19 protein-coding genes are annotated in these 25,714 nt (G+C 54.7%); 12 read left to right on the forward strand and 7 right to left on the reverse strand.

Features of this window, described 5'->3' with window-relative positions:
* Positions 1 to 16 precede the first annotated feature (16 nt).
* Genes LW884_07915 through LW884_07930 form a run of 4 tightly spaced genes read left to right on the forward strand, consistent with a single transcriptional unit; the run spans position 17 to position 5,699 of the window.
* Entirely contained in the window at positions 17 to 2,476 is a 2,460-nt protein-coding gene (locus tag LW884_07915) for a 3-hydroxyacyl-CoA dehydrogenase/enoyl-CoA hydratase family protein (protein MCE3008252.1), read from the forward strand.
* 38 nt (positions 2,477 to 2,514) lie between these two features.
* The gene (locus LW884_07920; GenBank protein ID MCE3008253.1) at positions 2,515 to 2,706 is read left to right on the forward strand and encodes a hypothetical protein; all 192 of its coding nucleotides are present in this window, start codon (positions 2,515 to 2,517) and stop codon (positions 2,704 to 2,706) included.
* Positions 2,703 to 3,875 carry an acetyl-CoA C-acyltransferase gene (locus LW884_07925; GenBank protein ID MCE3008254.1) on the forward strand — a complete coding sequence of 391 codons (1,173 nt, stop codon included), beginning with the start codon at positions 2,703 to 2,705 and terminating at the stop codon, positions 3,873 to 3,875. Before LW884_07920 ends, LW884_07925 begins: the two co-directional genes overlap by 4 nt.
* A gap of 30 nt (positions 3,876 to 3,905) precedes the next feature.
* Positions 3,906 to 5,699: an acyl-CoA dehydrogenase family protein gene (locus tag LW884_07930; GenBank protein MCE3008255.1), complete on the forward strand. Its 1,794-nt coding sequence runs from the start codon at positions 3,906 to 3,908 to the stop codon at positions 5,697 to 5,699.
* Between the two features lie 110 nt (positions 5,700 to 5,809).
* Here the strand turns inward: LW884_07930 and LW884_07935 are convergent, their stop codons facing one another.
* The 7 genes from LW884_07935 to LW884_07965 all read right to left on the reverse strand — a co-directional run bounded on the left by LW884_07935 (position 5,810) and on the right by LW884_07965 (position 17,651).
* Entirely contained in the window at positions 5,810 to 6,217 is a 408-nt protein-coding gene (locus LW884_07935) for an HIT domain-containing protein (protein ID MCE3008256.1), read from the reverse strand.
* 6 nt (positions 6,218 to 6,223) lie between these two features.
* Positions 6,224 to 6,697 (reverse strand): transcription elongation factor GreA, encoded by a 474-nt coding sequence (gene greA / locus LW884_07940; GenBank protein MCE3008257.1) that lies wholly within the window; start codon positions 6,695 to 6,697, stop codon positions 6,224 to 6,226.
* A gap of 21 nt (positions 6,698 to 6,718) precedes the next feature.
* Positions 6,719 to 7,897 (reverse strand): PorV/PorQ family protein, encoded by a 1,179-nt coding sequence (locus tag LW884_07945; protein ID MCE3008258.1) that lies wholly within the window; start codon positions 7,895 to 7,897, stop codon positions 6,719 to 6,721.
* A 2-nt stretch (positions 7,898 to 7,899) separates the two neighbouring features.
* Positions 7,900 to 12,054, reverse strand: a complete 4,155-nt coding sequence (locus LW884_07950; protein MCE3008259.1) for a hypothetical protein — start codon at positions 12,052 to 12,054, stop codon at positions 7,900 to 7,902.
* 41 nt (positions 12,055 to 12,095) lie between these two features.
* On the reverse strand, positions 12,096 to 15,830 hold the full coding sequence (locus tag LW884_07955) for a TonB-dependent receptor (GenBank protein ID MCE3008260.1): 3,735 nt from the start codon (positions 15,828 to 15,830) through the stop codon (positions 12,096 to 12,098).
* 351 nt (positions 15,831 to 16,181) lie between these two features.
* On the reverse strand, positions 16,182 to 17,414 hold the full coding sequence (locus tag LW884_07960; GenBank protein ID MCE3008261.1) for a CBS domain-containing protein: 1,233 nt from the start codon (positions 17,412 to 17,414) through the stop codon (positions 16,182 to 16,184).
* A gap of 30 nt (positions 17,415 to 17,444) precedes the next feature.
* On the reverse strand, positions 17,445 to 17,651 hold the full coding sequence (locus LW884_07965) for a hypothetical protein (protein MCE3008262.1): 207 nt from the start codon (positions 17,649 to 17,651) through the stop codon (positions 17,445 to 17,447).
* Between the two features lie 242 nt (positions 17,652 to 17,893).
* Between LW884_07965 and LW884_07970 the strand changes: the two genes are divergently transcribed.
* From LW884_07970 to LW884_08005, 8 genes are all read left to right on the forward strand, one after another.
* A complete protein-coding gene (locus LW884_07970) occupies positions 17,894 to 21,139 on the forward strand; it encodes a PAS domain-containing protein (protein ID MCE3008263.1) in 3,246 nt (1,081 codons plus the stop codon).
* A gap of 184 nt (positions 21,140 to 21,323) precedes the next feature.
* Entirely contained in the window at positions 21,324 to 22,169 is an 846-nt protein-coding gene (locus tag LW884_07975) for a protein-glutamate O-methyltransferase CheR (protein ID MCE3008264.1), read from the forward strand.
* Positions 22,170 to 22,178: 9 nt separating this feature from the next.
* Positions 22,179 to 22,757, forward strand: coding sequence for a chemotaxis protein CheB (locus LW884_07980; GenBank protein ID MCE3008265.1), 579 nt, complete (start codon positions 22,179 to 22,181; stop codon positions 22,755 to 22,757).
* Between the two features lie 226 nt (positions 22,758 to 22,983).
* Positions 22,984 to 23,580 (forward strand): SiaB family protein kinase, encoded by a 597-nt coding sequence (locus LW884_07985; GenBank protein ID MCE3008266.1) that lies wholly within the window; start codon positions 22,984 to 22,986, stop codon positions 23,578 to 23,580.
* A gap of 29 nt (positions 23,581 to 23,609) precedes the next feature.
* On the forward strand, positions 23,610 to 23,990 hold the full coding sequence (locus LW884_07990) for a DUF1987 domain-containing protein (protein MCE3008267.1): 381 nt from the start codon (positions 23,610 to 23,612) through the stop codon (positions 23,988 to 23,990).
* A gap of 57 nt (positions 23,991 to 24,047) precedes the next feature.
* Complete coding sequence (locus tag LW884_07995) at positions 24,048 to 24,596, forward strand: SiaB family protein kinase (GenBank protein MCE3008268.1); 549 nt, start codon at positions 24,048 to 24,050, stop codon at positions 24,594 to 24,596.
* 19 nt (positions 24,597 to 24,615) lie between these two features.
* Complete coding sequence (locus LW884_08000; GenBank protein MCE3008269.1) at positions 24,616 to 24,990, forward strand: DUF1987 domain-containing protein; 375 nt, start codon at positions 24,616 to 24,618, stop codon at positions 24,988 to 24,990.
* 126 nt (positions 24,991 to 25,116) lie between these two features.
* Positions 25,117 to 25,701: a hypothetical protein gene (locus tag LW884_08005; GenBank protein MCE3008270.1), complete on the forward strand. Its 585-nt coding sequence runs from the start codon at positions 25,117 to 25,119 to the stop codon at positions 25,699 to 25,701.
* The last annotated feature ends 13 nt before the right edge of the window (positions 25,702 to 25,714 follow it).

Here is a 25,714-nt window from a genome sequence, read left to right on the forward strand (position 1 = left end):
TGTACTGAAAATACCGATGCAAACTGTAGTAACCGAAACAAGGAAGGTGCCGGCCCAAACCGGCGATAGCGGTGCCCGCCACATCCGCCGCGTGGCGGTGCTGGGTGCGGGCATAATGGGCAGCCGCATAGCCCTGCACTTTGCAAACATCGGCGTAGAAGCCCTGCTACTAGACGTGCTGCCGCGCGAGCTGAGCGAGGCCGACCGCAAGGCAGGCCTGACTGAAGACAGCCCCAAATGGCGAAACGGGGTGGTAAACCGGCTGTTTCAGGAGGCGCTGAAGAGCAGCCCCAGCCCCACCTATGGCCAGGCCACAGCCGGGCGTGTAACGCTGGGCAACCTGACGGACGACCTGAACCGGGTGGCAGAGGCCGACTGGATCATAGAAGTAGTGGTGGAGCGGCTGGATATCAAGCAGCAGGTGTATGAGCGGCTAGAGCAGTACCGCCGGCCCGGCACCCTCATTACCACCAATACCAGCGGCATCCCCATGCACATGCTGGCCCAGGGGCGGAGCGAAGACTTCCGACGCCACTTCTGCGGCACCCACTTCTTCAATCCGCCCCGCTACCTGGAGCTGCTGGAGGTGATACCCGCACCAGATACCGACCCCGCTGTGGTACGCTTCCTGATGCACTACGGAGACCTGCACCTGGGCAAGCGTACCGTGCTGTGCAAGGATACTCCCGCCTTTATAGCCAACCGGATTGGCATCTACGCCATCTGCCACCTGTTTCAGCTAACGGAGAAATACGGCCTGACGGTGGAGGAAGTGGACAAGCTGACCGGCCCGCTGATAGGCCACCCCAAGAGTGCCACCTTCCGCACCTGCGACCTGGTGGGGCTAGACACCGCCGCCAAGGTAGCCCGGGGCATACAGGAAAACTGCCCACAGGACGAGGCACGAGACGTATTCAGCCTACCCGAGTATGTGCAGTGGATGGTAGCAAATGAGTACTGGGGAGACAAAAGCGGGAAGGGCTTCTACCGAAAAGAGAAGCAGGGCGGCAAGACCGAAATCCTGAGCCTGAACCTGAAGGGCAAGGCCTACGCACCCCAGCAGAAACCCAGTTCGCCCACCCTGGCAGCCCTGAAGCCAGTAGACCGCGTAGAAGACCGGCTGAAGCTCATCATGCAGGGGCAAGACCCGCATGCGCGCTTCTTGCAGGAGTTTTTCTGGGGCGTATTTGCCTATGTATCCCACCGCATCCCCGAGGTGGCCGACCACCTGTACCAGATAGACGACGGCATAAAGGCAGGCTTTGGCTGGGGGCTAGGTGCCTTCGAGAAATGGGATCTGCTGGGGGTAGAACGCCAGCTGAAGGCCGCCGAGGCAGCAGGCTATAAGATTGCCCCCTGGGTGAGCGAGATGCTGGCCGCTGGGCACACCCACTTCTACCAGATACAGGGGGGTGCCCGTACCTACTATGACATTGCGCACAAAAGCCACCAGCCCATACCCGGCACCGAGCAGTTCCTCATCCTGGATACCCTACGGCATAGCCGGGTGCTGTGGGGCAATGCCGGCTGCAGCATCTTCGACCTGGGCGAGGGCATACTGGGCGTGGAGTTCCACAGCAAAATGAACACCCTGGGCTCCGAGGTACTGAGTGGCATACACCGGGCCCTCGACAAGGCCGAAAGCGAAGGCTACAATGGGGTAGTGATCGGCAACCAGGGCGAGCAGTTCAGCGCCGGGGCCAACTTGGCCCTCGTGCTCATGATGGCCATAGAGCAGGAGTGGGACGAACTGAACTATGCTATACAGTACTTCCAGAAAACCACCATGCGCGTGCGCTATAGCGATGTGCCGGTGGTAGTAACCCCACACGGCCTAACGCTGGGCGGCGGCTGCGAAATGACCCTGCATGCCGATGCCGTACAAGCCCATGCCGAAACCTACATCGGCCTGGTGGAGGTGGGCGTGGGCCTGATACCCGGCGGCGGCGGCACCAAGGAATTTGCCCTACGCCTGGCCGACGAGTACCGAAACGGCGATATCGAACTCAATGCCTTTAGCGACTACCTGCTCACCATAGCGCAGGCCAAAGTGGCCACCTCGGCCGAAGAGGCCTACGACCTGCGCATCCTGCGCCGGGGGCAAGACTACTACAGCCTGAACAAGCGCCGCCAGCTGGCCGATGCACGGCAGCGCTGCCTGGGCCTGGCCCAGCAGGGCTACCGCCGGCCCAGCGAGCGCCAAGACGTACGCGTACTGGGCCGCAACGGCCTGGGTGCGGCCTATGCAGCCATCTACCAGATGCAGTATGCCGGCTATGCCACCGAACACGATGCCACCGTAGCCCGAAAGGTAGCCTATGTGCTATGCGGCGGAGACCTAAGTGAGCCCCAAAACGTAAGCGAGCAATACCTGCTAAACCTGGAGCGCGAGGCCTTCCTGAGCCTGCTGGGCGAGCGCAAGACCCTGGAGCGTATACAGCACATGCTGAAAACTGGCAAACCCCTGCGTAACTAGCCGTATAATAGCCTGAAAGCCACCCAAGCACAAATGCCATGCAGGATGCCAGCCAGCACATGACCGCCGAGGCCTATGCCGCCCTACTGGAAACCCACCAGCCCATGCTGCTCATTCATGGCGAGTTAGTTATGAGCCTAAGCCCCCTACCCCAGCACCAACGCATTGTTCAAGAGCTGGCCAGAAGGCTCAGAACCTTTCCCATCCACCTGAAACCCATTTTCGCATGAACGCTTATATCGTAGCCGGATACCGTTCCGCCATTGGCAAGGCAGGCAAGGGCGGCTTCCGCTTTACCCGCCCCGACGACCTCTCCGCCCGGGTGATTCACCACCTGAAGGCCAGTTTACCCGGTTTCGACTGGGGCCGGGTAGAAGACCTGATCGTGGGCAACGCCATCCCCGAGGGCGAACAGGGGCTGAACTTTGCCCGCATGGTTGCCCTCCTCAGCTTTGGCAAAGAGGTGGCAGGTAGCACCGTAAACCGCTACTGTGCCAGTGGGCTGGATGCCATTGCCCTGGCAAGTGCCAAGATCCATTCCGGAATGGCAGACGTCATCGTAGCAGGTGGGGCCGAGAGCATGAGCCTCATCCCCATGGGCGGATACAAGATAGTACCCAACTACGAGGTGAGCATCAAAAACCCCGATTGGTACTTCAGCATGGGGCTTACGGCAGAGGCGGTGTCCGAAAAATACGGGATCTCGCGCGAGGACTGCGATGTCTTCGGCCTGGAAAGCCACCGCCGGGCCGCTGCCGCCATAGATGCAGGCCGGTTCAAAGACGAAATTGTACCTGTTGAGCTAGAAGAGGTATACGTAGAGCGCGACAAGCGAAAAACGCGCAGCTACACTGTAGACACAGACGAGGGGGTGCGGCGCGATGCCAACCTGGAGGTCATGGCCAAATTGAAGCCTGCCTTCAAACTGGACGGGGTGAGTACCGCCGGAAACAGCAGCCAGACCAGCGATGGCGCTGCCTATGTGCTGGTGGTAAGCGAACGAATCCTGAAGGAGTACAACCTGACCCCCATAGCCCGCCTGGCAGGCTATGCCGTTACGGGCGTAGACCCCCGCATTATGGGCATCGGGCCGGTGGAGGCTGTGCCCAAGGCGCTGAAAGGGGCTGGCCTAAAGCTGGCCGACATGAACACGATAGAGCTGAACGAAGCCTTTGCGGCACAGAGCCTGGCCGTTATGCGCGAGCTGGACATGGACCCCGAAAAGGTAAACCCAAACGGAGGTGCCATTGCACTGGGGCACCCACTGGGCTGCACCGGAGCCGTGCTTACCCTTAAGGCGCTAAGCGAGCTGAGACGTACCAACCAAAAGTACGGCCTGGTTACCGCCTGTGTAGGCGGTGGCCAGGGCATAGCCGGGGTGTTTGAGCGCCTCAATTAAATTTTAACTCAAAAACAAAAGAAAACCACGATGGAAGCCAACATAAAATCACAGGAAAACACACTACTACGAGGCGGCCAGTGGCTTGTACAAAAGCCTGGTACGGAGAACCTGCTGATCCCGGAATCCTTTACCGAGGAGCAGCAGTCGATAGCGCAAATGTTCAGCAGCTTTGTGGAAACGGAGATACGCCCACATTTGGCCGAACTGGACAAAATGGACCCGCCTGGCCTGATGCTGCAAAAAATGAAAAAAGCCGGCGAACAGGGTATGCTGGGGGTAAGTATACCCGAGGCCTATGGCGGCTTTGGCCTGAAGTTTGACACCGGGCTGCTAGCCACCGAGGCCGTGGGTAGCGGGCACAGCTTCAGCGTAGCCCTAGCTGCACACACCGGCATAGGCACCCTGCCTATCCTGTACTTTGGTAGTGAGGCACAGAAGGAGAAGTACCTGCCCAAGCTAGCCAGTGGCGAACTGATGGCCAGCTACTGCCTGACCGAACCGGGTAGCGGAAGCGATGCCCTGGGTGCCAAAACCAAAGCCGTGCTGAGCGCAGATGGCAAGCACTATGTGCTGAACGGCCAGAAGATGTGGATCACCAATGCCGGCTTTGCCGATCTGTTTGTGGTATTTGCCAAGATAGACGGCCAGCACTTTACCGGGTTTATCGTGGAGCGGGAGAGCGAAGGACTCAGCTTTGGCGAAGAAGAGCACAAAATGGGCATAAAGGGGAGCAGTACCCGCCAGGTATTCTTCAGCGATGTAAAGGTGCCCGTGGAGAACGTGCTGGGCGAAATAGGCAAAGGGCACTTGATTGCATTCAATATACTCAACATAGGCCGGATCAAGCTGGCAGCTGCCACCCTAGGTGCGGCCAAGCAGGTAGCCAGCGATGCCATCCGGTATGCCACCGAGCGCCAACAGTTTCAGACGCCCATTGCCCAGTTTGGGGCCATTCAGCACAAACTGGCCGAGCAGGCTATCCGAATCTTTGCAACCGAAAGCGCCACCTACCGCACCAGCCACTATATCCAGCAGTACGAGGAGCAGCTACAGGCAGCAGGCAAAACCTATGGTCAGGCAGTGCTGGGCGCCGCCCAGGAGTATGCCGCCGAGTGTGCCGCGCTAAAAGTATTGGGCAGCGAAACCCTGGACTATGTAGTGGATGAGGGTGTACAGATACTGGGAGGCTACGGCTTTAGTGCCGAATACCCCATGGATCGGGCCTATCGCGATAGCCGGATCAACCGGATCTTTGAAGGCACCAACGAGATCAACCGGATGCTTACGGTAGACTATCTGCTGAAGAAGGCTCTAAAGGGCGAACTGGACCTGCTGGGCCCAGCAATGGCCGTGCAGAAGGAGCTAATGGAGATCCCCGATTTTAACGAGCCAGAAGGCGAATGGGCCGCTGCCGAAAAAGCCGTGGGGCAGTTCAAGAAGGCCATTCTGATGGTAGCTGGCTATGCTGCACAGCGGTTTATGCAGAAGCTAACCGAGCAGCAGGAAATCCTGATGGCCATTGCCGATATGGTAATGTATACCTACACCACCGAGAGTACCCTGCTCCGCCTGCAAAAGCTGGCCCCGGAAACACCCTACTATGAGGAAAAGAAGGCTATGCTGCACGTATACCTGTCCGACTCAGCAGATCGAATCCATCAGGCGGCCAGACTAGCCATAATCGCCATGGCAGAGGGTGATGAGCAGCGCATGATGCTCATGGGTGCCAAACGATTTACGAAGGTCGCAGCGGTCAATACGGTCGCACTCAGACGCAAGGTGGCGCAAACCCTGATTGCACAAAACCGTTATCCGTTCTAGGGGTAGGTCTGCCTACCACAACAAGAAAGCCCTGTACAATCTTTGTATAGGGCTTTTTCGCTTAACAGCTAGGGTAGAGCAAGATACGACCAAGTCGGCATTCGATGTGGCTAGGCGACCATCTCGTCCAGATGCCGGGCTATCTCATCCGCTATTCCTTTAAACTCGGTCTCGCTGAGCTTCACCCGTGGCTGAGAGAAATTAAAGTCGCTAAGGGTATTCACCGGGAATAGATGGATATGGGCATGTGGTACCTCCAGGCCGATAACCGCCTCGGCCACACGCATGCAGGGGATAGCGGCCCGTATGGCGCGGGCAACCAGGCGTGTAAACACCTGTAGGCCCAGATACGTCTCCTCATCCAGGTCCCAGAGTGTAGCTACCTCCTCCTTGGGTATAACCAGGGTGTGCCCCCGCACAACTGGACTCACATCCAGAAAGGCAAGATACTTATCGGTCTCGGCTATTTTGTAAGCTGAAACCTCGCCCTGTACGATCTGGGTAAAGATGGAGGCCATAGTGGACTATCGGGTTATTTCGAGAACTTCCAATTTAAGCTTGCCTGCGGGCACCTCTACCTCCACGATATCGCCTACTTCCTTGCCCAGCAGGCCTTTTCCAATGGGAGAATCCACCGAGATCTTACCCTCCTTCAGGTTTGCCTCCGAAGCAGCTACCAATCGGTAGGTCATCTCTTTCTTCACATTGTGGTTTTTCAGCCGTACGTTACACAGGATGTATACCCTACTGGTATCCATTTGGCTCTCATCCAGTATTCTGGCATTGGCCAGCTGTCCCTCTAGCCGGGATATCTTTAGCTCAAGCATACCCTGCGCGTCCTTGGCAGCGTCATACTCGGCATTTTCGCTCAGGTCGCCCTTTTCTCGTGCCTCTGCTATTTGCTGCGATATCTCGTGGCGATCTACCGTCTTCATGCGGTGAAGCTCTTCCCGCAGCGCCTCATACCCTTCTTTTGTATAATAGGTTATCTCCGACATAATGACATTAAAAGGGTAAAGTTACAGATTTAGCCTTAGACCAAAACTGTGTGTGCCTTCAAAGAACCAAGTATGCCGATAGCTGTAGTCCACCGCAATCGTAGAAGTGGTCTTCGTACGCTCCTTTGTCTTTCCATCTCGCACACTGAAGGGGAACTCGAAGGTTGCCCCAGCGGTAATGCCCGAGTAGGCATTCCGACTGTCGTCCTTATTCAGGCCGCCATTCTCCCACAGGTAGGCACCCCGCACCATAAACATCTCACGGAAACGGTATTCTAAGCCAAGGCCAATTTGATCGCGCTGAAAGGCGTTGGAAATAAAGCTGAAAAGCGGAAGAAGCTTATGATCATACACCGCTATGGAATCCAGCTTTCGCACCTCATATACCACAGAGTCAGCCAGGTCAGACCCCTGAACCGTTACCTCCCGCTTACTCACAATGTTCCGGTAGCTAGTAGGCTTACCAAAGGTAAGCTCATAAGAGGCACCTATGTAAAGCTGGCCCGGCAGTTCAAAGTCATCCGAAACGGTAGAGGTCGCATTGTCGAAGTTCGTGCCACCTGCATCTGCACGAAACGAAAGGCCATCACCACTATAGCGCATTTTCGGGCCTACGTTCCGCAGTGCTACGCCCAAGCGGAAACGCTGGTCGCGGTTACGATACTGCACACCTGCATCAAAGGCCACCCCATTAGCGGCCACGTCCGGAATCGACTCATGTACCAACTTCACCGTGGCCCCTACAAAAATCCGGTCGGCCACCATCTCTTTGGCATAAGAGAGCCCTACATTGAGGAAAGTAGGCGTAAAATAACCGATACCGCCATCGGGCTGATCAATGGTCGTGATCTCGATCTGTCCAATGTCAAAAGAAACAACAGAAAGCCCAAGCACCCCACCTTTTTTGCCTAGTCGCTGAGAAAAACCGAGTGAATTGATACGAATATCCGTGCCCACCAGCCATAGGGTGTGACTAAAAACCACCTCGGTACGGCGGGTGGTGCTAATGCCCGCAGGATTGGTAATGGCACTCTCAATACCGGCTGTATTCGCCACGTTTATGCCCCCCACACCGGATGACCGTGCGTAAGGGTTGACAAGCAGCTGAGTAGCCCCTGCCTGCCCTGCACGCTCCGGGTTACCGGCCATCGCCGCTCCGCACAGCAGGAAACTAAATATGAACACACGTAGGATCATCATAACTAAAAGGCATTGAGGTCAGGTTGTGGCATTACACAGAAGAACTTGAGAATCTTTTCCCCGGCACCCTCTGCATCGATGTGCAGGATGTACAGCCCACTGGCAATGGGTACGCCAAAGTCATTCTTCAAGTCCCACTCCTGGCTAGGCTCCGGCGAATCCTTGCGGAAGACGCGAACCAAAGCCCCGTTCAGGGTGAATATGCGTATGGTACACTTGGGTGGCAAGTTGGTGATCTTCACACGGGTATCCAACTGGTCGTTTTCAAATCGACCCCGCCCCACACCGGAGCGGCCATAGAAAGGATTGGGTACAATATTGGCAATATCCAGGTTCTGCCGGGCCACGCTACCTTGATTTACCTGCACTGCAAAAGGCCGCATATCGAAGCGGAAGATCGCCCCGCAGTCCATCCTTTTCTTTACCCTAAGGCTCACTCGCGCATCGCTGGGTATATTCTGGTAGCAGCGGAAGAGATTGCTGGTCTCTGTCACCAGGGGGATACTGGTCCAAGCTACCCCCTGCCAGGCGGGCTTTATATCAAATCCACCCTGAAACTGCAGCGGTCTGCTAATGTAGGAAGCCGTTTGATTAATCAATTGGGCCGTAGGTGGCACGCGCAAAGACGCGGCAATCTGGGCACACTCATCGTAGGTGGTGTTGGAAACATATATATAATGGCGCCCTCCTACAGACTTACCGTCATTGCCCAGTGTACCTGTGGGGTTCCACAGCATATCATCCCCATTCTCGCTCTTGTGCCAGGTGCTCTCGCCAAAGAAGATATTGAGTCGGCGGCCCGAGTCCAGGTCGATGGCATAGCCCGGGAAGTAACTCATGCCATAATCCGTGCTGCCGGGTGACGGCGTTCCGGGTGCAGCGCAGGTCTGTACCTCCTGTATGCTCAGGCTGTTTCTCCACTTTGCCGTCATGATCCAGCTACCCGATCCCAGGTTTTTGTTTGGAGATGTCTCCACCACCACACACCTACTCCACCTGGCAGGGTCTGAGGTAATGACAATGTCCACATTGGGTAGCTTATCCAGCGTTACGAAATTGGCTGGATCGCCTTCGAAAGTAGCCGTGGGACGGCCATTTGCCGGATCGTAAGGTGCCGGCACGAAGGTACCACCATCTACCCTGTCGTCGTTAAAGAAGAGTTTAATACGGGGAGCAATCAGATCCTTGATGGTATGAAAGCTAGCCGCCATAATGTAGGGAGACCAGGTGCCATTTATCACCTTCTCATACGCCTGAAACTTGTCGAAGAAGCGGAACCGTTTCACGATGTTTGCCACAGCTGAGTTTGTGGGCACACCCCAATAGTCAATCAGATCCAAATCTGCCTGGGCTGCAGGATTAATGGGTACATCGCCAGATCGAATCCAGTTGTAGAGCGGTACATTGTCCTGATCCGGCAGGCCGCCCAGCCACTTCCGTGTAGGATCGGTGTAGGTTATAGAGCCGGAAATGAAGCCGGTAGCCGGGTTATCCAGGGTGTCGCCGGGGAAGGTGCTGCGGTCAATTCCGATGGAAAAGCCGTGGTCCAGTGGATTGGCTGAGCCCAGGCCCTGGATCACCAGTTTCTCCTGTCCGTTCAGGGCACGTGTGGCCGTATAAGCAGCTATATTCGTGTTATCGGCGCGGAAAATGCTCTGATACACCAGGTCGCGCTGGCCCGGATTTGTTACCTCATACAGCCGCCAGTCGGTATAGTTCGCACTGTCTGCCTGGCCATTGGCGCGTGCGGCAGCATCTATGCCCAGAAACTGATCGCACAGCACCTCTACCTCATAGGCCCTAGGCAGAATAGACTTGGGGTTCACCACACGTACATCGATGGGGCCAGAGCCACCCTGATAGATGGGCTGCCCTACTGTGAAGGGCGGCTGTAGCAGCTGCGATTCTTGCTCAACGCGCAAGCTCAGTTCGTTCCCGCTGTTGCCACCCCCTTTTACCCGGGTGATCTCCGGCCCTGATCCGTACGTAGAATTCAACACCGTACCAAAGTTCTCGAAAGCCGTTTTGTGCGGCGTAGCATCATAGCGCACCACATTTGAGCTGCTACGGATAAACTTGCGTCCGTCGGCCGAGGTATCGTTATAAGCGTAAGCTACAATGGTAAAATAATAGGTTCTATAGTTTACCAGCCGGTCGTCCGACCCCTCTGCAAAGGCATCGTTGAGCAGGGAAAGCGAATGGAAAAGGCCATCATCATTACCAGACACCATGATACGATCTGTAATTACGGGCTCCGTGGTACCATCAATCAAGATGCTCTCCCGGTTCACGATGCTGGTAACATTATTCTTAATGTCGCACTGGGCGATAAGTCGCGCCTTTGTGGCGTCTTCAATATCATTCACCGTTACACTACCATCCCGCAATTGATAGACCATATAGCCCTCGAAATTGAAGGTGCAGTTTGCCGGGTTGGCATTGCACAGCACGGGGTCGCGCTGGGCATAGTTTTCGTAATAGTTATTGCTGGCCGTGCTGAGATATTGCCAGCTGAGCACCAGCTGACGATCATACTCCTCAATAGCCAGATTGGGCGCATCGGGGCCCTCCAGCAGCTCAAAACAAGCGTCAAACAGAGCCTGGGCAATGTCATCGGCCTGATACATCTTGCACACGGAGCCAAACTGCTGGACATCAAACTGGTTCAGCTGATCTCGAGCCCAAACCACCCCCACAATAAGCTCATTGAATGCGCCCGGGCGTAGGGTAAAGGGCCCTGCGCTTTGCAGCAGGCGCTTATCAGCGGGTACGCCCACTTGCGAGCCATTCTCAGACTCACCCCATTTATTGGAGTTGGAAGTGCCATAGGCCGTGAAAGCACAGCTAACACCGGGATAATCCGGAAACATATAGTCGGTAGGGGTGCCCGGCCCATCACCTGGATCCGGATAGCCATTTACGATACCACTGGCTGGGTCCCGATCATCCACCATATCTGCGCCATCGCGCCAGCGTCCAATCAGGTAGTTGTAGTACTGGGTAGCCTGGCTGGGGTTTCCTACCAGAGAAGCGTCGTTGTTGTAATACACAAAGCGCTCCATGGGTATACGCTCCACTTGCTCGTCTATGCCGTCCCGGTCATTGTCCACCCCGTCCAGCGGATCGGCAAAGGGGCCCTGAAAGAAATCTATGCCGATGGCCGGAGGGCTGGAACCATAACCCAGTGAAAGCGGCACATCCGCATTGTCGGCATTGTATACAAAGGCAAGCAGCCGGACTGTATCGCAACCGGCAAAGTCATCCTGCGCAACACCCAGGTCCGCATCCGTCCACTGGCCCATGTAGGTGTTGTTTAGCGACAGGGTACTGCGGTTAAAGACTTTTTCCTGGTAAAAGGTCATATCGTTCACCGCATTCGAGGCCGAATAGGCAAAAGCGGTCATCTGTATCTCCACGCCTAGCGGTTGTCCACCACTATTTGTGTGCACATCGCCATTGTCATTGATAACCCACCAGATGAACTGATTGGGCAAAATATCTGACGAACCACCTGCGCAGGTGGGCGATGTGATGCGAACCACCGGATAATCACCATCATCCGGGTTGTACTCCAAGTCCTTGTTTTCGTCATGAAAGGGAGCCAGAAAGCGTTCAAAATCCCCGGCAGCAGCATCCTCGTTGATGGCTGGCCAGTTGCGTATGCCGGCCGATATTGTACCGGAAGCGAGGAATTCATCGATCTCCGTACGATTTATCTTGAAGTGTCGGTCCCACTTCAGGCAGATATCCTGCTCGGTATCGGCAGAGCCGTTGACGCGCAGGGGGCCGGGCCAAAAGTCGCTACCCTCACGAAAGGTCTGTGCTGCCAAACGCAGCAAGCCTGAATTATCAATTCCGCCGATCCAGAGCGAACCGGAAAACAGCGCGTGGCGAGCATCTGATGGGTTGGATACCTTGGGGATCTCGTAGCGCGGATTGCTCACCAGGTCCCACCACATATCACCTCCGTTGTGAATGAGCGCGCGTACGTTGTTGATATCCAGCTCGGAAGAAGAAGTGGAGGGCAAACACACCGCCGCAGTCCGAAATGTTTTTCCGGCCGACTGGGGTGTATTACGTCTTCCGTTTACATCCTCCCTTGCCTGGGCAAATGGCAGGCACAGCGAGATGCACGCAAGTACCAGGATCCCTTTCATATTTCGAAACATAAATAACATGCTTGGGTTCGACGATAACATTAAAACTCAAACTGACAGCCTAGGCGAATCTGACGCGGGCTGGAGAAATTTCCGGGGTCCTTCTCTCGCACACGGTATTGGTCTACAAAAGCCTGCGGGTCTATCTGGCTATTAATCAGTGCCCGCCCAAAGGAGGTTTGCAAATAACCACTGTCATCGGGCTGGCCACTAAAGGCATACACACCCAGGATATTTCTAAGATTCAGTACATTGACAAACACAATGTACCACTCCATCTTCAGCGTCCGGGCCCTTCGGCGGAGCTCACCCTCGCGCGGGTGGCCGGCTCCAAAGGTTTGCTTCTCTAGCAGCTTGAGCGTGAACTGACGACGGAGTTGCAGATCGAAGTTGGCCAAGAAAGGAAGGCGAGCACCAAAGGGCTGACCCTCCGTCTGGAATACCTCGCCCACTCCGGCCTGTACGTCTGCCGGGTTGGGCAGGGCATTCTGGGTATAGGGGGCACCACTACCGAGGTTGTAATTGAGCGAAATATAGAGATTCTTAAGTGGGTAAAAATCCCGGATATGCGGCCCGGCAAATTTGGCCTTGTTGAAGTCAAAAGCAAAGTACCCGTTTATGGTGTGGCGCTGATCGAAACTGAGGGGTAGCTGATTACGCAGCACCGTAAAACCACTGATGTTGTTCAGGGCACGAGAGCTGGAACCTACACCGGAACCCGTTCCCTCGGCAAACTGTAGGGTATAGCTGGCCCGCAGGCGTAGCATGCCCAGGTTGTTGGCATTGAACGCAAAAGTGAGCCCCTTTACCGTACCAAAGTCAATGTTCTCGAAGGAGTCGTAGGTGATGGGGTAGGCGTTCAGATTGCGGACCACCTGCACCATATCTCGCATCTCTCGATAGAAACCATTGATGGAAAGGGCGGTGGTGCCCTGCTCGTCCAGTGCCTGGCTAAAGCCCAGGTAATAGGAGATGGTGGTAGCCAGCCCTAGGTCGGGGTTATTCAAAATACCCCCAGCATTGGCCTGCAAGAAGAGGTAATCCGAAAAATCTGCTACATTGCCAGCCTCCGGGCGTTGACTCAGCACATCGTAGCTAGCATTGAAATTGGCCCGGTCTGTAATCGGGAAGGAGAAGGAGATACGGGGTAGTGCCTTTACGCGGGGTTTGTAGTCTTCGAATGCATCGAAACTAATAGAATCTGTCTTGATATATGGCTGAACCCTACCCCCGGCAGCCTGGAGTAGACGAGGGTTTACAGGTGCCCCATTTTCGTCGTACCAATTTGATCCATCTCTGTAGCCAATTATCTCGGAAGGATTGGTAATTCTTTCCCCATTTCGGATTTCCCGGCTCAAGTAGGGCACCCAGTCATCCTGTACGTTGCCGGGTAGCTCAAAGCCACCCAGTGCTTTGGCATCGCCCGCATTGTAGGCGGGCACGAGGAGGAATTTATCCTTCAGCACCGGTATATTGTTGTCGAAGCGATCTATACGCAGGCCTAGGCGGATGTTGATGTTGTCCAGCTCAAAGCGATCTTCTATATACCCGGCTGCATAAGTAGGTGCATAGGCTGGGATAGGCCTATTCTTTGTATCAGTAAAGAAGTCTTCGCGTGCCGTTTGACCGGTACGCTCGCCCAGATAGTCGTATCCACGGTAGCTGACTACCCGAACATTCTGGCTGAAAAGCTCATCCAGCGAGAACATATCCAGGCTGTAGAAGTCAGGACCATACTGCTGGGGGTTTACGTAGTCCACGCCATTGGGATCCAGTCCCAGCTTGAGGCGCAGGTTCCGATCGAAAGTAGACTGAAGACCCGGGCTGTATAGAGGGTCGATGTGCACACGGCCGGTAAAGGCACCATCCTCATCATAAAGGGGCTGCAGGTTTGCAGTGTCCAGGTTTTGTATGTGGCGGTTTGCCAGCAGGGCTAGGAGGCCCCACAGACCAGCCCCGTTAACACTATAAGAACGTGAAAAACGCTGATCGAATTCAAAGCCTACTTTCAGGTTATGGTATCCTTTTTCTGAATCCTTTCGGGTCTCAGACTTTGCGCGCGTGGAATCGATCGACTTACGAGCCAGGCGGAATATGGCCTGACCCGTCATACGGAATACATCCGTCTGCGACCGGGAATAAGCCCAGAAGGGAGTGCCGGGCGCACTAAAAAGGCCATAGATCGAACTGGGAGCCGCCCCGTTATTCAGGCCGTTCAGCTGGTCCAGGTCGATGCTATTGAATACGTTGTTTCGGAGCTCGCCCTGCTCGGTTCCGGGGAAAAAACGGGCAGAGGGAAACTCTCTGGCGTTCTGCCCCACATAGTTGTAGATGAAGTTATTGTAGTTAGCCAGCAGGGGGTTGCTGCTGTTGCTACCATCAAACACCCAGGCTGTATCCTGGTAGCCCGAGGTCTGCAGGTAGCTACCGGTGGCTATAGAGGGGTCGTGGCGGCTGTCGCCTGGGTTGATTACTTCGAAGGCCTCGGCCCGCGTGTTGGTAAAGCGGCCTATGTGGCCATACTTGAAGTAATTATCCTTGAAATCCGGGTTCTCCGTTACATCCGTACGGCGGGAAAAATCAGCTTGTACGCGGTAGACGATGCTTTTCAGGATCGTGCTATTCGGATCCTTTGGCTGGTACACCTGCTGGAAGCGTGCAAAACCCCTGTAGTCTTCTGAGCGAGTGAAGGGATTTGCGGCAGTTGCATAGAGCGAGTTACCCAGGTTCCAGCTATTACCCTGGCTGCGCTGGTAGGTTAGTCCACCATTGATGGTTGTATTTTGGTTCAGCTTGTAGTCCAGGCGACCAAAGAAATTGACACCCCAGCTTTCGTCGTTGGGTCGGCGCTTTACGCGTTCCAGCTGATCCTGGGTTACAAAGCTGGCACGGTTTACAAAGTTAAAGGGCCCGGCCTCGCTAATGGTCAATGGTGTGGCCTCCAGGTCTTTGCGCACCGCGTCTTTGGCTTTGTACACGCCGTTGAAAGCAGGGCGAGAGTCGGCCACATAATTGAACTGGCCGGCTGCAATAAAACCGAGTTTAGCGTTGTTTCGGTCCTTTTCCACCTTGCCTGTGCTATCGCGCAGTAGGCTGCCATCTTTATCGTACTTGGGCGCGTAGAGGATGGGGCCCGTTGCATTCAGTGCCGCTAGATGATTGCCATAGGGATCGAGAAACTGACTGGTAGAGAGCTCACCGCCGTAGATAAACTCATTGCTGGCACCCTTGGTAAAAATCTCTGTAATACCTGAAGTGAAGTCGCCGTACTCTACCGGGACCGCATCTGTAACAACGCTATAACTCTCATAAACGGCTCTCGGAAGCTGGGGATTTCCTACAATTCGAATACCATCTACGAATGTTTGCTGGGCACTGAAACGGCCGCCCCGAATCGATCCTCGTACGTTGCCCGGCACCAGCGAAAACAAGGTACCCGTGCCTCCCGCACCTATTCTTACCAGATCGGTACCAGAGAAAGTAACCTTCTGTGTTACCCCCCGCTCTATGGCCGGGGCTTTTACTTCTACAACTTCGGTGGATCCGAGGCCGATGTCAATTGCCTCCACATAGGTGTTTTCTCCCGCTGATACTACAATTCCGTTTACAGTAACCGGCTTGGCACCCGGGAAGCTGATCAGCAGCGAATAGGTGCCCACCTCCACGGCAGGGATGTTGTAGCGTCCGTCGTCCTCCGTATAGGCACCGGTTACGGTAGATTCCCCTTTCATCACGGATACGGTGGCAAAGCTTACGGGATTTCCGTCCTGTAACACACGACCCGAAATAGATCCCTGCGTTTGCGCCAGTGCAGCACCTGTGCACCATGCTGATAAAACGAGGCCAAGTAGACCGGATTTCCAAATCATGCTTCGCAAAATATAAAATAGGTTAGCAGCGTGAATCGTTATACTTCAGCGATTCAACACCGTACAAAGGTATAGAAAAGTGGTAATGCCAAAAAATGAATTTTTGGAAAATTTGGGGGTAAATGCTGGGGAATCCGTACGAAATCTTCATTCCACAGTGCTTTTTTAGCAAAAACACCTCGTTCTAATAAGCCTGTGTGGCGGGCTTTCATCCCGGGGACGCCCCTGTGGTCTTCGTTCTTTGCCTTTGCACCGGCCCTACAGCGCCCCCGCTGCACTGCTTATGCGCACCAGGTGTAGCAGCACCGGCCTGCCATGGCGGGCAGCCTCTATGGTAATGCGGTAGTCGGCCAGGTATAGGACCTGGCCCTTGCGCAGGCTGCCCGGCTCGGCAGCACACACCGCACCGCCCAGGGTGGCGTAGGGCCCTTCGGGTAGCTGTATGCCCAGCTGCTGCCGCATGCGGCCCAGTTCCAGCTGGGCACTCAGGCGGTAGGTGCCGGGGCCCAGCACCTGCACTACCGGGGGTTCGTCGTCGTCGTGCTCATCAGCTATTTCTCCAAATATGACCTCTACCAGGTCCTCCACAGTCACCAGCCCCACCAGCTGCTGCCCTTGCATCACTACGGCTATGCTGCGGTGGCTGGCATTCAGCTCGGCCATCAGCTCGTGCGCACGGGTGTCGGGGCCCACGCGGCTAATGGGGCGCAGGGCCTGCCGTAGCTGCCGGGGAGGATCTAGCAGGCTCTGGCTATGCACATAGCCCAGCACGTTGTCTTCGCTGCCCGCATACACCAGGATTCGGCTAAACTCAGTTCGCAGAAAAAGTGCCCGCAGCTGCTCCATAGATGCATCCTGGGATACGGCCACCACCTCGGCGCGCGGTACCATAAACTCAGACACACATATCGTGTTGAAGCGCAGGGCATTGGCAAAGGTTTGGGCATCCAGCACCTGGTGCAGGGGCCTGCTGGCCAGGTGGCTATGGATCATACGCTGCAGGTCGTGCTTGCTATACAGGGGGTCGGGTCTATCCTCTGTAGCCCTGCGCTGCCAAAAGAGGAGCAGGCGGTGCGTGGGGCCCGACAGCCACCACAGCGTGTAGGCAATGGGCACCAGCCGCTGCAGCACGGCCAGGGCATGGGCGCGGGCCAGAGCCTTGGGTAGCCACTCGGCCAGAATCAAAAAAACCAGGCCTGCACCCAGGGCACCGAGCACCAGCACCAGCAGGCTGCCAGGCACCGATGCACCTGCCTGCGCGGGCCAGGCGGCAGATAGCAAGGCGAGGAGCTGCCAGGCACCCAGGGCATATACAACCATAAAAAGTGTCTGAAAAGACAGAAGCGCCAGGTTCAGGCGGCCAGGGCTAGCCTGCAGCTGCTGCCATACACGGCTGCGCTGCTGCTGTAGCGCGGCACCCAGGCGCGCACGTGTGTGGTAGGCAGCCTCGAAGGCCGCCAGCACCGCATAGCTGAGTATGGCACAGCCCATGCAGAACCCTGATACTAGCCACGCCATATGCTAGGCATCCTCCCCCCGGCCCGGCCCGCTGCCCTGCTGCCGCTTGTACTGGCTACGACGAAACCCATAGAGCAGGGCCGCCACAAACATGGCTATGCTGAGTATGAGGCGGGTTTTTTGGGTAAGCGTGCTATAGGCAATAAAAAAATAGGCCGAGAGCGCCACCAGCACCGCCAGCCATAGGTAGGAAATCCATTTTGCCATCATAGGCACAAAGATGGGAGGAAAACAGCAGCACCGGGGTGGCCTGCTACATATATATGCTGCAGGGCAAACAGATCATGCACAAGGCAGGCGGTGGACGACAAAGAATAGCTAACTTAGCTGTTTGAGTAGCCAAACGCACTACAACTGTGGCTGAAGATCTCGAACCCGGCGTTCAACCCGCAAGACCGGAACAGAAACCCGCGACAAGCGCTGAACAGCAGCGTGAATGGCGGCTAACACCAATGCCGGAGGGCCCCCACCCCCCGGAGCAGGGCGCACTGCAAGCCCTGCAGGTGCAGATGGCGGCAGTGAACCAGGCCGCCAGTTTGATCGAGACCGATGCCGAAGGCCAGATTCTGTATGTAAATGACTATTTCTGCCGCCTGACTGGCTATGACCGGGACGAACTGATGGGTAAAACGTACGGCCTGCCGGGGGCAGTATCGCTACGGGCGGAAGAAGTGGCCAGGCAGTGGGATAGCCTGCGCAGGGGCCAGGTGTGGCGGGGGCAGTACCAGAACCGAACCCGCGACAATAGCCACTACTGGGTAGAAGCTACCACCCTGCCCGTGCTGGATGAAGCCCAAAAGCTGGTGAAGCTCATAACCATTGAGTTTGACATTAGCCTACAGAAAAACCAGGAAGAACAGATACGCACCCAGCTGGAGCTGAGTATGGCGCAAGAGGAAGAACTGCGCCAAAATGCCGAAGAGCTGGAGGCCCAGCAGGAAGAAATGCGCCGTACGCAGATAGAGCTAACCGGCCAGATCAATGCCCTGAACAACTCGGCCATCGTATCCACCTCCGACCTGCAGGGCCGAATCATTAGCGTGAATAGCCAGTTTCTACACATATCCCACTACACCCGAGAGGAGCTGATTGGCCAAAACCACCGTATGCTGAAAAGCGGGCACCAGGCCGACGATGTGTTTGAGGAACTATGGAGCACCATCCTACACGGAGAGGTATGGAGGGGAGAAATCAAGAATAAGGCAAAAAATAATACCTATTACTGGATAACAGCCACCATCACCCCCGTGCTGGACAGCCGGGGCAAGCCGGTCAAGTACATATCCGTAACCTTTGACATAACGGCACAAAAGCTACAAGAGGAACAGATACGCGCCGCCCTGGAGATCAGCCAGGCCCAGGAGGTAGAGCTTAGGCAGAATGCCGAGGAGCTGCAAGAGGCGCAAGACGAGATGCGCAAAACGCAGATCGAGCTACGTGGGCAGATTCGCGCCGTAAACAACGCGAGCATTGTGGCCGAAACGGACCTGAAGGGCAACATCATCCAAGTGAACGAGGCCTTCTGCCGCATAACCGGCTACAGCATGGACGAACTGACAGGCAAAAACCACCGCCTGCTGCGTAGCAATGAGCGGCATGACCCCGCCTTTTACGCCACGCTATGGAGCACCATATCCAGTGGCGAGGTATGGAGTGGCATATTTAAAAACAAGGCCAAGGATCAATCCTGCTACTGGGTAAAAACAACCATCACCCCCGTGCTCGGCTTTGATGGCAAGCCGGTAAAGTATATATCTGTAAGCTTTGATATCACAACCCAGATAGAGCAGCAGCAGCTCAGCCACATGCAGTCTATCGAGCTGGCAGGCCAGATCAATGCGGTAAACAATGCGGCCCTGGTAACCGTAACCGACCCCGAGGGCATCATTACCTTTGCCAACGAAGAAGCCCTTCGCACCTGGGGCTATGAGCGCGAAGAGCTAATAGGCCAGCCGCACGGCATCGTAAAAAGTACGGATGGCGAGCACGACGAGGCCTTTTACCACCAAATGTGGGAGACCCTGAGAACGGGAGAGGTGTGGCGCGGAGAGATAAAAAACCAGAGCCGAACCGGCGAGCAATACTGGGAACGGCTCGCCATTACCCCCGTAAAGGATGAAGATGGCCGGGTACTGAAATACATTGGCGTAGGGTTTGACATTACACGGAACAAGCGCCAGGCCAGCCGGATCAAGATGCTGTTCCATGAAAGCCAGGAACAGGAAAAAAAACTACGCGCTACGCAGCGCGAACTGGCCGCACAGATCAGCGCAATAAACAACGCGGCCATTGTAAGCGAAACTGATGCTACGGGCACGATCACCTTTGTAAACGACGAAGCACTCTACATATGGGGATATAGCCGGACGGAATTGATCGGGCAGCCGCACAGCATCATCAAGCACCCAGACGGTCATCCCGATAAATTCTATAAGCGGATGTGGGAGAAAATCAGCCAGGGCCACATCTGGCAGGGGCAAGTACTAAACCGAACCAAGCAGGGAGACGGCTTCTGGGTACAGCTCACCATCACACCCGTACCCGGCGAAGATGGCATCCCGGCCAAATACATAGGCGTAGCCTTTGACATCACCGGCCAGAAAGCACAAAGCATCCGCATAAAGGCTGCCCTGGAGGCTGCCGGCACCCAGGAAGAAAGCTTTCGCCGGCAGATTAGCCAGCTGCAAACCCAACTAGCCGACAGGGGGCTAGCCCTGCAGCCCACAAGCACCGCATCCACCCCTGCCGGTGCCACCGGCAGCCTGCAGCAGCTGCCCCACGCAGCGGCACAGCTGGACGCAGCGCTAAACATACAGGCGGCCAACCTCTCACTGCTGAAGCTGACGGGCCTGCAAGCCCTGGCAGGCAAGCCACTGGCCAGCCTGCCAGGCAGCGCAAGCCTATTAAGCCCCGAAGACGTGCTGTATGACCTGGCTCGCCACGGCCACAGCACCCACATCCTGCACCTGCACACCCCCGCCGAGGAGAGCCAGCCCATGCTGGCCACCTTTGTACCCGCCGTGGATGCAGCTCAGCGACTCCTGCATATTGTGCTGATGCTGGTGCCCGTAAACACACCAACGGCAGCGCAACTCCTGCGGGCACAGTACCCGGCACCCGATAACACCCGTGAGCAACAAAAAGAAGCGCCACCCACCAGCCAGGAAACCCGTAGGGACCCGGCTGTGGAGGAAGAGGCAAACCCCTTTGCAGCGGTGGTAGGCCCAGACATTGCCCTGGACGAGGCCGAGAATGACCGCGCTGCAATGCCAGAGGCACTGACTCCGACATCCCTACCCTATGGACTGGAAGCCCAGCGGCCTGGCGAATTTCGAACAGACCGCACGGGCATCATCCTGGATGCAAACGGGGTCTTCTGTAGCCGCTATGGTTACCGCCTGAGCGAAGTCATCGGCCAGAACATCCGAATCTTGAAAAGTAAGCGCGTGAGCCCCGGTTATTTCTCACAGCTATGGGCCTCCATTAGCCAGGGCCATAGCTGGCGGGGTGAAATCCTGAATCAGGACAAAACGGGGGCCGAGCACTGGGCCTATCTGTGCATACAGCCGCTGCTAGATGTGGCGCAAAAGCCCAAGGCCTACGTAGCCCAGCTGTATGACATCCAAAACCACCAGGGAAACATAGCGAACCAAGACCAGGTGCTGGGTGTAAGCCAAGTGAAACAGCAGGAACCATGAGGTACAAACACCCGAAGCCCCCAGCCTGTACGCCCCAGACCCGCCAGAGACAAGGCCATACACCTATAACGTTTATGCCCACCCCCGCGTACAAGATAACGTTGCCAGCCACAGCAAAGACCCCGCAGTAGCCTAATAGTTAGATCTCCCCCCCACCCTTACGCCCCCCACCCAGCCCATGAATATGTATAGTCCCCCCAGCGATTCAGAAATCGACATAGAGCTTTCGGAACTCGAGCGGCTGACAGAGGCCATTCTCACCAAATACGGGTACGACTTCAGCGACTATGCCATGTCTTCCTTCAAGCGGCGCATCATCATGGTGCTCAAAAAGCATGCCATACGCACGGTAGAGCAGCTCATCAAAAAGCTGCTGCACGATGCCTCGTTTTTCGATCAGTTTATCCTGGATGTAACCGTAAACACAACCGAGATGTACCGCGACCCCTCCTTCTGGCGGGTACTGCGGCACCAGATACTGCCTATCCTGAATACCCGCCCGGAGTTCAACATCTGGCACGCAGCATGTAGCACGGGCGAGGAAGTGGTGAGCATGGCCAGCGTGCTGCGCGAAGAAGGCATGCTACAGCGAGCCAAGATATATGCCACCGACATTAACCATGTCGTATTAAAAAAGGCACAGGAGCTGCGCTACCCCGTACGCAACCAGGAGATCAGCCTGCAAAACTATGCCCAGACCGACCCAAAAGCCCGGCTGGAAGACTACTATGAGCTGAAGGATGGCGAAATGGTATTCGACAAGAGCCTGATCGAAAACATCAAGTTCAAGCACCACGACCTGGCCATAGACCACCACTTCTTCAAGTTTGACCTCATCCTGTGTCGAAACGTCATGATCTACTTCAACCAAAAGCTGCAGAACCGCGTGTTTGAGCTGCTGCACAACAGCCTGTTCCTCGGTGGTTTTGTGGCACTGGGTGCCAAGGAGTCGCTCATCTGGTGCAAGATTGCGGACAAGTTTGAGGCCGTAAACGATGCAGAAAAAATCTACAAAAAGATTAAACTGTAGGTGCCGCGCATGTTCTACATCAAGGACAAGAATAAATATCAGGCCCTGGTAATCGGCGGTTCTGCGGGCAGCTTCCCGGTTATTAACCGCATCCTCGAGAGCCTTACGCCCGGCTACCGCCTGCCCCTCATCATGTGCCTACACAGGCTGAAAGATAAACGGGAGGGCTTTCAGGAGGCACTGCGCATAAAAAGCAAACTGCCCGTGAGCGAGCCCGATGACAAAAGCCCAATCGAACACGGGAACGCCTATGTAGCACCGGCCAACTACCACCTGCTTGTTGAAAAACCCGGCCTCTTTGCCCTGGCTACTACAGAGCTGGTGCAGTATAGCAGGCCTAGTATAGACGTACTGTTTGAGAGCGCTGCCGACGTGTATCAGGATCGGCTGATCGCCCTACTGGTAAGTGGTGCCAACCGGGATGGTGCCTACGGCATGTACAAGGTAAAAAAAGCCGGCGGGCTATGCGTGGTGCAAGACCCCGAGGAGTGTGGAATGGCCACCATGCCCGAGGCGGCAATAAAGGCCACCCGAATAGACCACGTACTACCTGTTGAAAAAATCATTGAGCTCCTGCAGTCCGTTTAGCAAGGCAGGCCAGCCTGTATAGCGCCCCCGAAACCGACAGGCCCAAAACCCCAAATGCACCAGATCCGTAGTCTGCATAGAAGCCGTTGCCCCAGGCACAAGCAGGGTGCACGCGTGCAGCAGGCATACGGTAGCCGGCGGCCTGTAGCCTCCCGGCCACTATTTTTCTTATCGAAATATCGTATATTGCACGCGCTATAATTTTTCTGCATCTATTGCATTTGGTATGAGCGAGATAACAGCGACAGCCGACGGGCGTGTAAAGCGAGAACTGGGCTTTGTATATCCTTGCTACAAGGATATGGTAGACAATAACATTATATTCTCGTTTCGCGGCAAGGTAACAGCCGACCTGGTAACCAATGTACTGGAGATGATGGGAGAAAAGCTGGAAGACGAAAACGAGACCAAAAAGATGTCGAAAAAGCTGAGCAACGTAATGGTGGAGTGCCTTACGAATGTGTATGCCGAAGAAACAACCCCGATAGAGAAGCCCCACTATGACCCTACCGCGCTGCTGCTGGTAAAAAAGGTGCTCGATGCCTATGTAGTTATTACCGGCAGTTTCATAGCCACAAACACAGTATCCAAGCTGAAGAAAGTACTGGATCACATCAATTCGCTGGACAAGGATGGGCTGAAGGACTTTTATGTAGAGCAGCTATCTTCCGAAACAAGGCATGCCCACAACGGGCTAACCGTACTGGGCATGGTAGACCTCGCACGCAAGAGCAAGCATCAACTAACCTACCAGTTCAAGCTTGAGGATGCAGCCTACACCTACTTTCTGCTAGAGGCACGTATCTCTCCCCAGAGCTTCTAAATATCTCCCCTCGAAAACCACCCCAGCATATGGAACCGCTAAAAATTGAACCCACTCACAAAACGCCCAAGGTTTATTTTGACCCCAGCGAAAATGTATTCGAGCTTAGTGGCCGCTCCATCCCCGAAGATTCGGTGGGCTTCTACAAACATGTGCTAGACTGGATAGATGAGTATGGCAAAGCACCCAATGCCGAAACGGTTGTAACCTTTGAGCTAGAATACTTTAACACCAGTAGCTCAAAGAACATACTGGAGCTACTAAAAAAACTGGAGGCCATACATGAGGCAGGTAACAACCTGAAGATTGTATGGTACTACGACGAAGATGACGAAGACATGGAGGAGACCGGAGAGGACTACAAAGCCCTGCTATCCGTACCACTGGAATTAAAAATGAAAGTTTACTAACTTTGCGAGTCCTTTTTGGTAATCATCTGAAAATCAGAACCTATCTACCCTGGTAATATGACTTACAGCTACTATAAAAACATGCAGCAGAACAACATCATCTTTGTATACCAAGGTGAAGTTACTGCTGATCTTGTATCGTCTATCCTCCATATGATGGAGAACAAGCTGGATGGTGATGGGGAAGACAAGAAAATCAAGAAAAAGGTCTTCAACGTGATGGTAGAATGCTTGCAAAACGTATACCACCACCTGGATACCATTGATGTTTCGGTGTCGGAGGGCGATATCAACGATCGTACCGCACTGCTTATGATCGGCAAAGAGGAAACAGACTACTATGTCATCACCGGAAATCATATCTACAACGATCGAATAGCAAACCTGAAAGATCGACTGGAGAAGGTGAACAAATGCGACAAAAATGAGCTGAAAGCACTTTATCAGGCTATCCTGAACGATGGCGAGCTGTCTGAAAAAGGAACCGCGGGGCTTGGTATGATTGATATTGCCCGAAAAAGCGGCCAAAAGCTCGGCTTCGACTTCCACCCGGTAAACGATAAGTACTCTTTCTTTAGCCTGGAAGCCAAAATTGCACGCAACTAATCACTCAGTCTTTACTTAGATGAGAAACTTAATCATAGAACCCACCCCCAAGACACCAAAAGTTATCCTGAATGCCGATATCAACGTATTCGAGGTGTCTGGTCGTTCTATTCCCGAAGACTCGGTAGGGTTTTATCGCAAAATCCTGGACTGGATAGATGAGTACAGCAAAACACCGAACGCTAGCACGAACGTAAAGTTCCAGCTGGAATACTTCAATACCAGCTCTTCCAAATGCCTGCTGGACCTATTTCGCAAACTGGAGAAGCTTGCAAAATCCGGCAATGAAGTGTCTATCACCTGGTGCTATGATGCCGATGACGAGGATATGGAGGAAACCGGCGAGGACTACAAGGCACTGCTTGACATGAATTTCGAGCTTGTTTCCATATAAGATTTACACACAACACCCTGTGGGCTAAGAAAAAGTAAGATTGGCGTGTTCAAAAGTTTGACACGCCTTCTGTCTTTTGGTTTAGCCTTAGTCCTAATTTTGAACTAATAACCTAAACATACGGAGATGGCACAGAAGAAGGAAGAAGCGTTTCAACTAGAAAGTGTTGTACTGGAGAATGCGCGCAAGGCGCTGGAAAACCCCACCACTAATGCGGAACAGCTGCGCACAGAATACAGCACCCTGCTGGAGGAGTATGAAAAACTACTGGATGAGGCAAAATTCCTGACAAAAATCTCTGACAAACTGGAGGCCAAGCTGAACGCGAGCAACGAAAAACTGCAGCAATTCAACAAAGAACTGGCACAAGAGGCTGAATCGGCAAAAACCGAGACCGAGAAAGTGCTAAAGAAGAACCGCCGCCTCTTTGAGCAGAAAACCGAAGCCGATATCAGCCGGAACCGCCTACAGCTTACCATGACAATCCTGATTGGTCTGCTCGTGGTGGTTATCCTGCTGTTCGTCTATCAGTTCCTGGGCTGCCGCCTGGGCCTGAAAACCGGACCTGAATGCCGAGGTGCAGCCCGTACAGAGCAGGTACAGGAGCCGGGAAAGGCCGAAAGCACGATAGAAAACCTGGAGAACAATACCAGCCAAGAGGAAGTAAAGGAAACCAAAGAAGCGGAAGAAACAGAGAACGAGTTTAAATAGACCTCCCTCTGTT

Source organism: Bacteroidota bacterium, assembly GCA_021300195.1.
Taxonomy (GTDB): Bacteria; Bacteroidota; Bacteroidia; order J057; family JAJTIE01; genus JAJTIE01.